Below are 14155 nucleotides of genomic sequence, written 5' to 3'. Positions count from 1 at the left end.
AAATGACACTGATCGCGGTGTATGCCGATTGGGAAACCCTGCAAAGACCAAGGCGTCTTGGGTTTCTTCATGCCGGAAAGACTCGCTCCACTAACGTGTTCGAGTTTGAGTACGACACTGCTGCTTTGGCCGATCCCGAGTTGAATTTCACGACGCTGGATCCCCGCATCAAACTCTTCGAAGGGCGACAGTTCCCAGGGCAGCACCAGACCCGCTTCGGCGTTTTTGCCGACTCAAGCCCGGATCGCTGGGGGCAATTGCTGATGAAACGCCGACTGGAACGGGACATCCGCGACGGCTTGGCTCCGAAGGGTACCAAGCTCTATGAGGCGGATTTCCTGTTAGGCGTCCATGACCTTTATCGAGTCGGTGCTATTCGCTACAAGCTCAATGACGAAGGCAATTTTCTGGATGACCGAGATGGATTGGCGGCGCCTCCTTTTGTCGAGTTACGCGCGTTGGAGCAGGCAAGTCGAGCGTTGGAAAACGATCCAGACAATACGTCACTCGATGGGCGCGAGTGGCTGAGAATGTTGATCGCACCCGGTGGTTCATTGGGCGGCGCCAGGCCCAAAGCCAGTGTTGCTGACAAGAATGGTCATCTGTGGATCGCCAAGTTTCCGAGCACCCGGGACGACTATGACGTCGGCGGATGGGAATTCGTGGTGAGTGTTCTGGCGAATCAATGCGGTCTGCGAGTGGCGAAGGGTATTGCACAATGCTATGCGAGCGACCATCACTGCTTCATGGTCAAACGCTTCGACCGTACCGAAACGGGTAGGCGGCTACATTTCGCCTCAGCCATGACGATGACTGACCGCGTGGACGGTGACGATGCATCGGTGGGCGCCAGCTATCTGGAGCTGGCAGAAGTACTCATGGAGCATGGCTCAGAACCCGACAAAGACCTGCGCGAGTTATGGTCGCGCATCGTGTTCAACATCCTGGTCTCCAATACCGACGACCACATGCGCAACCATGGCTTTCTCCTTGACCCCGGCCGGGGGTGGCGCCTGTCTGACGCCTACGACATGAACCCGGTAGCACAAGCCGAGGGGTTAAAGCTCAACATTACAGATGCCGACAATGCTTTGGATCTCGAACTTGCTCGCGAAGTGGCAGGATACTTTCGAGTTAGCCGTGTTGATGCGGAAGAAATTATTGAGAGTTTCCAAGAGGTCGTGGGTCAGTGGGCAAAAGTGGCCAGCGCAGTGGGGCTGTCAAAGCGAGAACAAGACAATATGGCTCCCGCGTTTCACCTGTCTGCCAAGTGACTCACGTACTGCTCGCCTTTCGCCTACAAAAAAGCCGCCCCGAAGGGCGGCTTTTCATTCGCTAAATCCAAGCCTTACAGCTTAGGCCCAGCAGCCTTGATCGCGTCGCTCACATCGAACTTCTTGAAGTTCTCAACAAACAACCCAGCCAATGCTTTAGCGGACTCATCGTAAGCAGCCTTGTCGGCCCAGGTGTTACGTGGGTTCAACAAGCCAGTCTCAACGCCCGGTACGGCCAGTGGCACGTCGAGGTTGATGGTGTCGAGGTGTTCGGTTTCAGCACCGATCAACGCGCCGCTCTGGATCGCCGCGATCACGCCGCGAGTGGTCGGGATGTTGAAGCGCTTGCCGACGCCGTAGCCGCCGCCGGTCCAGCCGGTGTTGACCAGGTAGACCTTGGAGCCGAAGCCGCGGATGCGCTTGATCAGCAGCTCGGCGTATTCGCCGGCCGGACGCGGGAAGAACGGTGCGCCGAAGCAGGTGGAGAAGGTCGACTTGATGCCGCTGCCGGAACCCATTTCAGTCGAGCCCACCAATGCGGTGTAGCCGGACAGGAAGTGGTAGGCCGCTTGTTCTTCGCTGAGGATCGACACTGGCGGCAGCACGCCGGTCAGGTCGCAGGTCAGGAAGATCACAGCGTTTGGCTCGCCACCGAGGTTTTTCTCTGAACGCTTGGCAACGTGCTCCAGCGGGTAGGCGGCGCGGCTGTTCTGGGTCAGGCTGACATCAGCGTAATCGGCGTGCTTGGCGTCATCGATAACGACGTTTTCCAGGACCGCGCCGTGCTTGATGGCTTTCCAGATGACCGGCTCGTTCTTCTCGGACAGGTCGATGCACTTGGCGTAGCAGCCGCCTTCGATGTTGAAGACAACGCCTTCGCCCCAGCCGTGCTCGTCGTCACCGATCAGGTAACGGCTTTCATCGGCGGACAGGGTGGTCTTGCCGGTACCGGACAGGCCGAAGAACAGGGTCACGTCGCCCGCTTCGCCAATGTTGGCGGCGCAGTGCATCGGCAACACGTCGGCGGCCGGCAGCAGGAAGTTCTGCACCGAGAACATGGCTTTCTTCATTTCACCGGCGTAACGCATGCCGGCGATCAGCACTTTCTTCTGTGCGAAGTTGAGGATCACGCAACCGTCGGAGTTGGTGCCGTCACGCTCTGGCACGCACTCGAAGTTGGCAACGTTGAGCACTTGCCACTCATCACGGCCAGCAGGGTTGTACTTTTGCGGATTGATGAACAGGCAACGACCGAACAGGTTCTGCCAGGCAGTCTGGGTGGTCATCTTCACGGCGAGGTAGTGGTCTTCCGACGCACCTACATGCACATGGGAAACGAAGTGCTCTTGCGCGTTGTTGAACGCCTCGACGCGAGCCCACAGGGCATCGAACTTGTCGGCCGGGAACTTGCGGTTGATCGGGCCCCAGGCGATGGCGTCCTGGGTGGTCGGTTCTTCAACGATGAAACGATCGACTGGCGAGCGGCCGGTACGGTGACCGGTGCGAACAACCAGCGCGCCGGTATCGGCAAGCTCGCCTTCACCGCGATTGAGGGCTTCTTTAACCAGATCATCAACACTCAGATCGGTGTACACGGCGTTATTGGCTTGCGTCATGAGGTTCCCCGTCGGCCAATGGCCGAGTGTGCTCCAAACGTTTTGTAGTAGAAAGTCGTGCACTACTACCGCGAAAAAAGTGGGCCGGATTATGCCAGAAAAGCCCAAAAATAGTAGGGCCCTCCCGTCGTAACGGCGTTAATCCGGCACTAACCAGTGAATTTACCTGCGCTGAACCGTTTTAGTGACGGGTATCTGACGGCGTATCGACGCCCGCACCAGCGAACAATTGAACGATATCGGCGGCGTCGAACAGGTAGCGCTCGTTGCAGAACTGGCAATCTATCTCGATGTTGCCACCGTGTTCGATGACCAGGGACTGCGCATCTTCAAGTCCCAAGCTGACCAATGCATTGGCAGAACGTTCGCGCGAGCAGCTGCAACGAAAGCGCAGTTTTTGCACATCGAACAGACGGACTTGCTCTTCGTGGTAGAGGCGATGAAGTACGGTTTCGTTGTCTAGACCAAGCAATTCGTCGGCAGTCAGGGTGCCAGCCAGCGCGGTGATGTGCTGCCAGCTGGCAGCGCGTTCTTCTTCATCTTTCAGACGGTCGGCGGGCAATTGCTGCAGTAACAGGCCGCGGGCACGACGGCCATCGGCGTACAGCCAGAAACGGGTATTCACCTGCTGCGACATGACAAAGTAGTTGGTAAAACAGTCCGACAGGGTTTCACCGTCGAGGTCGACAATGCCCTGGTAACGCTGGCCCTGGGTCGGATCGACGGTGAGCGCCAATACACCGTTGGGCATCAGGTCGGCGAGGGTCGCATCAGGGGCGATCCTGTCGGCCTCGTAACGGGCCAGGCCGCGGATCTCACGTTCGCTGGAACATTCGATCATCAGCAGCGGCACCGGGCCATCGGAACGGGCCTGGAGAATCAGCAAGCCGTCGAACTTCAAGGTGCCGACCAGCAACGATGCTGCCGCCATCAGTTCGCCGAGCAGTTGTGCAACCGGCTCCGGATAGGCGTGTTTGGCAAGGACTTCGGCATAGCTTCGCTCCAACGTAACCAGCTCGCCGCGGGTGTCGCTGTCATCGAAGATGAAGCGTTGGGTGTAGTCGGTATCCGTCAGGTCGGTCATAGGTCTGGGTATCTGAAGTAATGGCGATAGGGTTACAAGCGGTGAACATTGCGACTGTTGCACCCGTGTGCGCAACATTCAGCCAAGGAAGGCATTTTATGAACAATCCGCAGTTTGTTCCAAGCAAGGTGAAACCTGCGCTGCTCGAGTTTCGCAAGATTTCGCCCGAACGACACAGAATCAACAGGACTACTCGTCGTTGCTACTGCCGCGAAACTTGAACAAATCCCGTCGCTGTTTCTTGCTGGGCTTGCCATCGGTACTCATGCCCAGCGAACCGGCCTTGCGCATGGCCGCCGCCGCTTCGCGCTTGGCGACGCTGGCTTCGGTTTCAGCATAGAGCGCCTGAGCCTCGGGCGCACCACGGCGCACCACGGATAACGCCCGAACGACCACCGTGCGCTCCTCGAAGCCTTGGCGAATCTGAAACTCGTCACCAATCCTGGGTTCCTTGCCCGGTTTGCAGCGCTCGCCCCGGCAATGCACCTTGCCACTTTCAATCGCCGCCTTGGCCAAGGCACGTGTTTTATAAAAACGCGCAGCCCACAACCACTTATCGAGACGGACCTTGTCGTCCTCTTCCTGTTTTTGTGTCACTTGAATTCCTCTTTGAGCCCATAGTCGGAACTGTACTACCGTTTCTGTCGGGCGCAAGAAGCAGGCTCGCCAGATAGAATGTGATCAAGGCCGGCTCACCGGCATGGAGTGATCGAGTGACCCTATTTCCGTCGTCATTGACCTCGCCCAAGGCTGTTTGCCTGGGCTGCCAACAAAGCGAGCCACTGGGTTTCGACTTTGCCTTCGCCTATCAGCCGATCGTCGATCTGCGCGACCGGTCGATTTTCGCCCATGAAGCCTTGGTACGGGGCGTTGCCGGAGAGGGTGCGTTGTCGGTGCTCGACCGGATCACCAACGACAATCGCTACCGCTTCGACCAGCTCTGCCGGACCCGGGCCATTGAAGGCGCGGCGAATTTAAATATGCAGACACACTTGTCGATCAACTTCATGCCTAACGCCGTGTACCGTCCGGAGCTGTGTATTCGCAGTACCCTGGAGGCGGCTAAAAAGCACAACTTTCCCATCGAGCGGCTGATTTTCGAAACCCTCGAAAGCGAGCACGTAGATAACTATCGCCATTTGACCAATATTCTGCGTGAATACCGCGAATTCGGCTTCATGACCGCCATCGACGATTTCGGTGCCGGCTACTCGGGGCTCAATCTGCTGGCTGATTTCCAACCGGACCTGATCAAACTCGACATGGCACTGATACGCGATGTCGACCGCGATCGTGTTCGTCAGGCTATCGTGAGAGGGATCGTCACAATCTGTGCGGAGTTGGACGTTACAGTCATTGCCGAAGGCATTGAAAGCGCTGGAGAACGGGATTTCCTGGCGGACTGTGGAATATTTCTGATGCAGGGCTACTGGTTCGCCAGGCCCGCATTCAAAGCGTTGGCCCAGGTCCCACCTGGCGCCTGGACGCGTTAACCGCCGGTTTTTCCTATTGAAGACATTTGACCATTTGACCGTTGTCGGTCTGCGCGAGTGGGTGGCGCTCCCGGATTTGGGAGTCGCGGGCCTGCGGGCAAAAATCGACACCGGCGCCAGCACCTCCAGCCTGCATGCCACCGACATCGAGCCATTCGAGCGCGAGGGCGAACAGTGGGTGCGCTTTACTGCGCACCTGGGCACGGTGGTGCAACTGCGTCACCGGCGCTGCGAAGCGCCGCTGGTGACGCGCAAAACCATCAAGAGCTCCAATGGCCACGCGCAGATGCGTTACGTGGTCAGCACGACCCTGGCCCTCGGGGATCGGGTCTGGCGGGTCGAGTTCACCCTCGCCTGCCGCAAATCCATGCGGTATCGCCTGTTACTCGGTTCCAAAGCCCTGATCGACGGCCAGCTGGTGGTCAATCCGGGCATTAAATACGTACAAGACAAGCCGGTGTTCCCGGTATCTACCTCTTCCACAGGTGTTGCATGAAGATCGCTGTGCTGTCGCGGAACCCGCGTCTGTATTCCACTCGTCGTCTGGTTGAAGCCGGGACCGAACGTGGCCATGAAATGGTGGTGATCGACACCCTGCGCGCCTACATGAACATTGCCAGCCACAAACCGCAGATTCATTACCGCGGCAAGCCACTGGAAGGTTTCGACGCCGTGATTCCGCGGATAGGTGCGTCGGTGACGTTTTATGGCTGCGCGGTGTTGCGCCAGTTCGAAATGATGGGCGTATTTCCGCTCAACGAATCGGTGGCCATCGCCCGCTCGCGGGACAAACTGCGTTCGCTGCAATTGCTGTCTCGGCGCGGGATCGGCTTGCCGGTCACCGGTTTTGCCCACTCCCCGGACGACATTCCCGATTTGATCGCGATGGTCAATGGCGCGCCGCTGGTGATCAAGGTGCTGGAAGGCACCCAGGGTATCGGTGTGGTGCTGTGTGAAACCGCGACCGCAGCGGAGTCGGTGATCGAGGCATTCATGGGCCTCAAGCAGAACATCATGGTTCAGGAATACATCAAGGAAGCCGGAGGTGCGGACATTCGCTGCTTCGTGGTCGGCGACAAGGTCATTGCGGCGATGAAACGCCAGGCCAAGCCCGGGGAGTTTCGCTCCAATCTGCACCGGGGCGGCAGCGCCAGCCTGATCAAGATCACGCCGGAAGAGCGCATGACGGCATTGCGTGCGGCAAAGGTGATGGGCTTGGCGGTGGCCGGTGTGGATATCCTGCGCTCCAATCATGGCCCGCTGGTGATGGAAGTGAACTCGTCGCCGGGGCTGGAGGGTATTGAAACCACCACCAGCAAGAATGTCGCGGGGATCATCATCGAGCATCTGGAGAAGAATGGCGGGCCGAACATGACTCGGACCAAAGGCAAAGGATAAAGGCAGCTTTAAGTGGCAAGCTTCAAGCTGCAAGGGAAAAGCGACGGCGGTCTAACGCTGGACCTGCTTTTCGCTTGAGCTTGAGGCTTGAGGCTTGAGGCTTGTAGCTGTCGTCAGACCGCATCCCGCGGCAACATCAACCCCAACGGCAATCGCACCCGCGCTTCCAGCCCGCCACCGGACCGGTTGCGCAACTCGACATTGCCGCCATGCATCGAGGCGATCCGCTTCACGATGGCCAACCCCAACCCGGTCCCCTTACCGCCCCGGGCACGATCGCCGCGAGTGAACGGGTTGAAGATCGCTTCCAGCTCCGACGGATCAATCCCCGCGCCACGGTCCATGACACTCAGCACCACATAGGGTGCACTGATATCCCCGGACACATAAGCCGCCACTTCGACCCCGCTGCCAGCGTGATGCAGCGCGTTGCCGATCAGGTTGTTCAGCAGCCGCTTCATCGACACCCGTCGCAACGGAAAGGGTTGAATGGGCTCCAGGCGCAGCTGGACTTTTTCTTCATTCTGGTTGTACGGCGCGGCAACTTCGCGCACCAGGTCAGTCAAGTCCACCTCTTCCACCGACTCGTCACGGCCGTCGCGGATGAAGGCCAGGAACTGATCGAGAATCGCGTCCATGTCTTCAATGTCGCGGATCATGTCGTCCGTCAGGTCGCTGTGGTCGCCCATCAACTCCAGGGACAGCCGCAAACGGGTCAACGGCGTGCGCAAGTCGTGGGACACCCCGGCCAGCATGAGCTCGCGCTCGCGGCCCGCCTGTTCGACGTCTTCGGCCATCTGGTTGAAGGCTCGGTACACTTCGGTCATTTCACTGGGCGTGTCGCTGATCGGCAGGCGCACGCTGCGACCCTGGCCAAGTTGCCTCGCGGCAAATACCAGACGTTTCAACGGTTGGTTGAGCTGACTCACGAAGATCCACGCCGAAGCGGTCGACAGCAAGCCGATGGCCAGGAACCAGCCGAGTACGTTCCAGATTTTCTGACCGCGCAGAGGGTGCGGATACAGTGGCACTTTCAGCCAGCCGTCACCCAGGCTTGGTGCCCGGACCCATAGCGCCGGTGGCGAATGCATGCGCAGTCTGACTTCGGTGTCGGGGCCCAATTCGGTCTGCATCTGCCGTTGGTAGATCTCGCTGTAGGGCCAGTGCTGTTCGCCTTCCGGCACGCCGGCACCCACTACTCGAATCAGTGGCACCGCGTCGGCAATCTTCTCGCGGTTCTCTTCATCAGCCGACCAGTAGGCGCGAAGCGTCAGTGCGACGCCGTGGCTGTATTGGCGGTCCACCAGCACGTCTTCGTTCATCAGCAGATAAACCAGGGTCAGCGCCTTGGAAAACAGGACGACGATCAGCACCAGCCACAGGGTGCGGGAGAAGAAGCTTTGGGGAAACCAGACCGGGGTTTTCATGAATAACCGTTAACGCTTGCAGGAGCGAGCGATGCTCGCACATTGCGGTTCACGAGTCTGCGGACAACTCATCCGCAAGACCCGCTCCTACAAATTGCCGATCACTTGGTGGCAGCGCCATCCGGCACGAACACGTAACCTACGCCCCATACTGTCTGGATGTAACGTGGCTTGGACGGATCAGGTTCGATCATCCGGCGCAGACGGGAAATCTGCACATCGATGGAACGTTCCAGCGCATCCCACTCGCGACCACGGGCCAGGTTCATCAGTTTATCGCGGGTCAGCGGTTGACGAGCGTTCATCACCAGCGCCTTGAGCACCGCGAACTCACCGGTGGTGAGCATGTGCACTTCGTCGCCGCGCTTGAGTTCGCGGGTCGCCAGGGACAGCTCGTAGTCACCGAAGGTCACGCTTTCGTCTTCGCTGCCCGGTGCGCCCGGCACCGGTGCTGCCTGACGCCGCAGGACCGCTTTAACCCGCGCCATCAGCTCGTCCGGGTTGAACGGCTTGGCCAGGTAATCGTCGGCACCCAGTTCCAGGCCCTTGATGCGGCTCAACTCATCGCCCTTGGCGGTGAGCATGATGATCGGAATCAGATTGTTCGCGCCGCGCAGCCGGCGGCAGGCGGTCAAACCGTCTTCGCCAGGCAGCATCAGGTCGAGGACAACCAGGTTGAACACTTCACGCGCCAGCAGGCGGTCCATTTGTTCGGTGTTCGGGACGGCGCGGGCGCGGTAGCCCTTGCTGACGAAAAAACGTTCCAGCAGGCTGCTCAGCCCAGGATCGTCGTCAACGATAAGAATTTTTTCGCCTTCAGCAATGTTTGCAGTGCTGCTCATTGGATGCTCCTTTGATCTCGGCGCGCATTATGGCGTAGCTGTCGTTATACGCACCGTGTGCATTGTTAGCAGATTTTTCCTTCACCGCCAGGAATCCAGGCATTGTGCCTGCAGCCTCGGATGCCCCCGAATGACCGAACGCTGGTTATAATGCGCGGCCTTTTGTGTCAGGCAACGTCTGATCATGCCTGCAGCGGCCGCTTTTTATTTTCATGGCGCCGGCAGTAAATGTTCGATTTCACGGGTCAACGGGAAGCCTGTTGATCCAGGTAGCGGCGCAGGCCAGGCCGCTCAACCAGACTCGCCAAGCCTTTATCTTTGCGCCTGCGAGCCTGCTTTCACAATTTGTCAGGTGGTTTTATGGACAGCATCAACAGCCGCATCGCCGAGGAACTCGGTGTCCGCCCACAACAGGTCGAAGCGGCCGTCGCGCTACTCGATGAAGGCTCCACGGTGCCCTTCATCGCCCGTTACCGGAAAGAAGTGACCGGCAGCCTCGATGACATCCAGCTGCGTCATCTGGAAGAGCGTCTGCGTTACCTGCGAGAACTCGACGAACGGCGCATCAGCATCCTCGCCAGCATCCAGGAGCAAGGCAAGCTGACCCCGCAGCTTGAACGCGACATCAAGCTCGCCGACACCAAGACCCGCCTCGAAGATTTGTACCTGCCGTACAAGCAGAAGCGCCGCACCAAGGGCCAGATCGCCCTGGAAGCAGGCCTCGGCGAGCTGGCCGACGGCCTGTTCAACGACCCGACCCTGAGCCCGGAAACCGAAGCAGCCCGTTTCATCGACGCCGAAAAAGGCGTCGCGGATGTGAAGGCAGCCCTCGAAGGCGCCAAGTACATCCTGATGGAACGCTTCGCCGAAGACGCCGGCCTGCTGGACAAGCTGCGCAGCTACCTCAAGCAGGAAGCCACCCTCAGTGCCCGCGTCATCGCCGGCAAGGAAGAGGCTGGCGCCAAGTTTCGCGACTACTTCGAACACGACGAACCGCTCAAAAGCATGCCTTCGCACCGTGCCTTGGCGATTTTCCGTGGCCGCAACGAAGGCATCCTCAGCTCGGCACTGAAAGTCGGCGACGAGCTGCCGGGCACCATGCACCCGTGCGAAGGCATGATCGGCCAGCAATTCGGCATCCAGAACCAGAATCGCGCCGCCGACAAATGGTTGGGTGAAGTGGTGCGCTGGACCTGGAAGGTCAAGCTCTACACCCACCTGGAAACCGACCTGCTGGGCGAGCTTCGCGATGGCGCGGAAACCGAAGCCATCAACGTGTTCGCCCACAACCTGCATGACTTGCTGCTATCGGCCCCTGCGGGCCCACGCGCCACCCTGGGCCTCGACCCGGGCCTGCGCACCGGCTGCAAGGTCGCCGTGGTCGATGCCACCGGCAAGCTGCTGGATCACGCCACGGTGTACCCGCATGTGCCGCACAACAAATGGGACCAGACCCTCGCGATCCTTGCCGCCCTGTGCGCCAAGCATTCGGTGGACCTGATCGCCATCGGCAACGGCACCGCCAGCCGCGAAACCGACAAGCTGGCGGCTGAGCTGATCAAAAAATACCCAGCGATGAAGATGACCAAAGTCATGGTCTCCGAGGCCGGCGCTTCGGTTTACTCGGCATCGGAACTGGCTTCCAAGGAGTTCCCGGACCTCGACGTGTCGATCCGTGGCGCAGTGTCGATCGCCCGCCGTCTGCAGGATCCGCTGGCCGAGTTGGTGAAAATCGATCCGAAATCCATCGGTGTCGGCCAGTACCAGCACGACGTTTCACAGCTGAAGCTGGCGCGCGGCCTGGACGCTGTAGTCGAAGACTGCGTGAACGCCGTGGGCGTCGACGTCAACACCGCGTCCGTGGCGCTGCTGGCCCGTATCTCCGGCCTCAACGCGACCCTGGCGCAGAACATCGTCAGCCATCGCGACGAGCATGGCGCCTTCAAGACCCGTGCGGCGTTGAAGAAAGTCGCGCGCCTGGGTGAAAAAACCTTCGAACAGGCCGCCGGCTTCCTGCGGGTAATGAACGGTGACAACCCGCTGGATTCCTCTGCGGTTCACCCCGAAGCCTATCCGCTGGTTCAACGCATCGCCGCCGAGACCGACCGCGACATCCGCTCGCTGATCGGCGACGCCACGTTCCTCAAGCGTCTTGACCCGAAGAAGTACACTGACGAAACCTTCGGTCTGCCGACGGTTACCGACATCCTGCAAGAGCTGGAAAAACCCGGCCGCGACCCGCGTCCCGAGTTCAAGACCGCCGAGTTCCAGGACGGCGTCGAAGACCTCAAGGACCTGCAACCAGGCATGATCCTCGAAGGCGTGGTGACCAACGTGACCAACTTCGGCGCGTTCGTCGACATCGGCGTACATCAGGACGGTTTGGTGCATATTTCAGCGCTTTCGGAGAAGTTCATCAAGGATCCCCGCGAAGCGGTCAAAGCAGGCGACGTGGTGAAAGTGAAGGTCATGGAAGTCGACATCCCGCGTAAACGCGTGGGCCTGTCGATGCGCATGAGCGACACCCCTGGCGAGAAAATCGACGGTGCCCGTGGCGCGCGTCCCGGGTCGGCGCCGCGCCAGTCCCAGAACAGCGCACCGCGCAAGGAAACCACGGCAGCAGCCCCGGCCAACAACGCCATGGCTTCGCTGTTCGCCAACGCCAAGCAGTTGAAGAAACGCTGATGGACATTCCTGCCGGACTGACTGAAAGCGCGTATTTCAAGCTGTTGGGCTGTCGCTTGCACAGCCTGGAAACCGGGGTGGCGCAAGTCGCCCTGGCGCTTGAGCCGCAGTTGCGTAACCGCGGCGGCAAGCTGCACGGCGGGGCCTTGTTCAGTCTGGCGGACATTGCCATGGGGCTGGCCTGTTCCAGCAGCCATGGTTTTGACCAGCAGAGCGTGACCATCGAGTGCAAGATCAACTACATTCGCGCCGTTTCCGACGGTGAGGTGATGTGCACGGCGCGGGTCATTCACCCGGGCCGCCGCACGCTGGTGGTCGAGGCTGACGTGATGCAAGGCGAAAAACTTGTCGCAAAAGCACAGGGCACGTTCGCTGTCCTGTAGCTAGATCTCATCGATTTGAGTTAATTTCAGCGCAATGCATCCTGTAGGAGCGAGCTTGCTCGCGATGGACGTTAACGATGACGCGTGCTTTCTGAATGAACGCGCCGCCCTCAGGCTCTTCGCGAGCAAGCTCGCTCCTACAGGGGAAGGTTTGTGCGATCCAAAACCAGGCGAAAACGCCAGTTTTAACTTCACCCTTGTAGACCGTCTTGCCCACCCCCATATTGGGGCGACTGACGCGTGAAGGAATCCAACTTGAGCGAACTTCTCAACCGCCGCCTGGCTCTGCTCGGCGAGCGCGCTAACCTCTCTCTGCTCGAGCAGTGTCTTCACGGCATCGAACGTGAATGCCTGCGCGTGACCGGCGAAGGTCGCCTGGCGCAAACGCCGCACCCGGAAGAATTGGGTTCCGCGCTGACCAACGAACAAATCACCACCGACTATTCCGAGTCGCTGCTGGAGTTCATCACCCCCGCCCTGCCCGATCCGGCAGACACCCTGGCGAGCCTGGACAGGATTCACCGTTTTGCCTACAGCAAGCTCGGCAACGAGTACCTGTGGAGCCCATCGATGCCGTGCCCGCTGCCGGCCGAGGAAGATATCCCGATCGCCTATTACGGCACCTCCAACATCGGCCAGCTCAAGTACGTCTACCGCAAGGGCCTGGCCCTGCGCTACGGCAAGACCATGCAGTGCATTGCCGGGATCCATTACAACTTTTCCCTGCCGGAGAAGCTCTGGCCGCTGCTCAAGGCCTCTGAGGGCTTCGTCGGCACCGACCGCGACTATCAGTCGTCGGCCTATATCGCGCTGATTCGTAATTTCCGTCGCTATAGCTGGTTGCTGATGTACCTGTTCGGCGCTTCGCCAGCGCTGGACGCCGGCTTCCTGCGCGGCCGTTCGCATCAACTGGAACAACTGGACCCGGACACCCTGTACCTGCCGTATGCCACCAGCTTGCGCATGAGCGACCTGGGCTACCAAAGCAACGCCCAGGCGGGTCTGACGCCCTGCTACAACGATCTGGCCAGCTACACCGACAGCCTGCGCAAAGCGGTGGCCACACCCTATGCGCCCTATGTCGAGATCGGCACGCACAAGGATGGCGAGTGGGTCCAGCTCAACACCAATATCCTGCAGATCGAGAACGAGTATTACTCCAACATCCGCCCCAAACGCGTGACCTACACCGGCGAACGGCCGATCCAGGCGCTGGTGGCCCGTGGCATCCAGTATGTCGAAGTGCGCTGCCTGGACATCAACCCATTCCTGCCAATGGGCATCGACCTGCCGGAGTCGCAGTTCCTCGACGCATTCCTGCTGTATTGCGCGCTGAACGACAGCCCGTTGCTGGCCAGTACCTCATGCGGTAATGCGACCTCGAACTTCCTCAGCGTGGTCAAGGAGGGTCGCCGTCCGGGCCTGCAACTGCAACGCGATGGTCAGTCGGTGGACATGAAAGAGTGGGCCAGCGAACTGCTGGAGAACATTGCGCCGCTGGCCGCGCTGCTGGACCAGAGCCACGGCGGCGAGTCCCACAGCAAGGCATTGGATGCGCAACTGGCCAAGGTCCGGGATCCGTCCCTGACGCCATCGGCCCAGGTGCTGGCGGCGATGGCTGAGCACAAGGAAAGTTTTGCTCAGTTTTCCTTGCGTCAGAGCCAGGTGCATGCGGAGTTTTTCCGCAGCGAGCCGCTGAGCACTGAGGAGCAGGCGAAGTTCGAAGAGCGGGCGCGTTCGTCGCTGGCGCAGCAGGTGGAGCTGGAGCAGAACGAAGTCGGCGATTTCGATGTGTTTGTCGGGTCGTATCAGGCGAGCATTCTGGCCATTAGCAACTAACCTCTGAAGGCACTGCGGAGCTTTCACTGTAGGTGCTGGCTTGTCGGATCGCCGCACCGGGTAGCGACGGGGCGCTTGGCACCGCCGCATGCCTCAAGGGCCCTTCGCCAGCAA

At 59.8% G+C, this 14155-nt stretch carries 12 protein-coding genes; 7 read left to right on the top strand and 5 right to left on the bottom strand.

The features are described 5' to 3' along the window. Window positions 1–2: 2 nt before the first annotated feature. On the top strand, window positions 3–1274 hold the full coding sequence (locus tag J2W17_RS16370) for a type II toxin-antitoxin system HipA family toxin (protein ID WP_307335966.1): 1272 nt from the start codon (window positions 3–5) through the stop codon (window positions 1272–1274). A gap of 74 nt (window positions 1275–1348) precedes the next feature. Here J2W17_RS16370 and J2W17_RS16365 read toward each other — a convergent pair whose 3' ends face one another. The 3 genes from J2W17_RS16365 to J2W17_RS16355 all read right to left on the bottom strand — a co-directional run bounded on the left by J2W17_RS16365 (window position 1349) and on the right by J2W17_RS16355 (window position 4571). After that, window positions 1349–2890 carry a phosphoenolpyruvate carboxykinase gene (locus J2W17_RS16365; protein WP_307335963.1) on the bottom strand — a complete coding sequence of 514 codons (1542 nt, stop codon included), beginning with the start codon at window positions 2888–2890 and terminating at the stop codon, window positions 1349–1351. 181 nt (window positions 2891–3071) lie between these two features. Next, window positions 3072–3974 carry an Hsp33 family molecular chaperone HslO gene (gene hslO, locus J2W17_RS16360; protein ID WP_307335961.1) on the bottom strand — a complete coding sequence of 301 codons (903 nt, stop codon included), beginning with the start codon at window positions 3972–3974 and terminating at the stop codon, window positions 3072–3074. Window positions 3975–4163: 189 nt separating this feature from the next. Next, window positions 4164–4571 carry an RNA-binding S4 domain-containing protein gene (locus tag J2W17_RS16355; protein WP_307335958.1) on the bottom strand — a complete coding sequence of 136 codons (408 nt, stop codon included), beginning with the start codon at window positions 4569–4571 and terminating at the stop codon, window positions 4164–4166. A gap of 116 nt (window positions 4572–4687) precedes the next feature. On the opposite strand from J2W17_RS16355, the gene rimA reads away from it, so the two are divergent. The 3 genes from rimA to rimK are packed head-to-tail and all read left to right on the top strand — an operon-like array spanning window position 4688 to window position 6865. Further along, window positions 4688–5467, top strand: a complete 780-nt coding sequence (gene rimA / locus J2W17_RS16350) for a S6 modification regulatory phosphodiesterase RimA (RefSeq protein ID WP_307335955.1) — start codon at window positions 4688–4690, stop codon at window positions 5465–5467. Window positions 5468–5483: 16 nt separating this feature from the next. Beyond that, a complete protein-coding gene (gene rimB / locus J2W17_RS16345; protein WP_064675392.1) occupies window positions 5484–5963 on the top strand; it encodes a retropepsin-like aspartic endopeptidase RimB in 480 nt (159 codons plus the stop codon). Then, complete coding sequence (rimK, locus tag J2W17_RS16340; protein ID WP_128873839.1) at window positions 5960–6865, top strand: 30S ribosomal protein S6--L-glutamate ligase; 906 nt, start codon at window positions 5960–5962, stop codon at window positions 6863–6865. The genes rimB and rimK overlap by 4 nt, the downstream gene beginning before the upstream one ends. Before the next feature lie 113 nt (window positions 6866–6978). On the opposite strand, the gene J2W17_RS16335 is transcribed toward rimK, so the two are convergent. Both J2W17_RS16335 and ompR read right to left on the bottom strand, forming a co-directional pair. After that, window positions 6979–8292, bottom strand: coding sequence for an ATP-binding protein (locus tag J2W17_RS16335; protein WP_307335950.1), 1314 nt, complete (start codon window positions 8290–8292; stop codon window positions 6979–6981). Between the two features lie 101 nt (window positions 8293–8393). Beyond that, window positions 8394–9134: an osmolarity response regulator transcription factor OmpR gene (gene ompR, locus J2W17_RS16330; protein WP_307335947.1), complete on the bottom strand. Its 741-nt coding sequence runs from the start codon at window positions 9132–9134 to the stop codon at window positions 8394–8396. 360 nt (window positions 9135–9494) lie between these two features. Between ompR and J2W17_RS16325 the strand changes: the two genes are divergently transcribed. From J2W17_RS16325 to gshA, 3 genes are all read left to right on the top strand, one after another. Then, window positions 9495–11819: a Tex family protein gene (locus J2W17_RS16325; protein ID WP_307335945.1), complete on the top strand. Its 2325-nt coding sequence runs from the start codon at window positions 9495–9497 to the stop codon at window positions 11817–11819. After that, on the top strand, window positions 11819–12202 hold the full coding sequence (locus tag J2W17_RS16320; RefSeq protein WP_307335942.1) for a PaaI family thioesterase: 384 nt from the start codon (window positions 11819–11821) through the stop codon (window positions 12200–12202). Before J2W17_RS16325 ends, J2W17_RS16320 begins: the two co-directional genes overlap by 1 nt. Window positions 12203–12457: 255 nt before the next feature. Continuing rightward, entirely contained in the window at window positions 12458–14041 is a 1584-nt protein-coding gene (gene gshA, locus J2W17_RS16315) for a glutamate--cysteine ligase (protein ID WP_307335939.1), read from the top strand. Window positions 14042–14155: the final 114 nt, after the last annotated feature.

The organism is Pseudomonas lini (genome assembly GCF_030812475.1).
GTDB classification, from domain to species: domain Bacteria; phylum Pseudomonadota; class Gammaproteobacteria; order Pseudomonadales; family Pseudomonadaceae; genus Aquipseudomonas; species Aquipseudomonas lini_A.
This window is presented reverse-complemented; position numbering and strand designations above follow the sequence as displayed.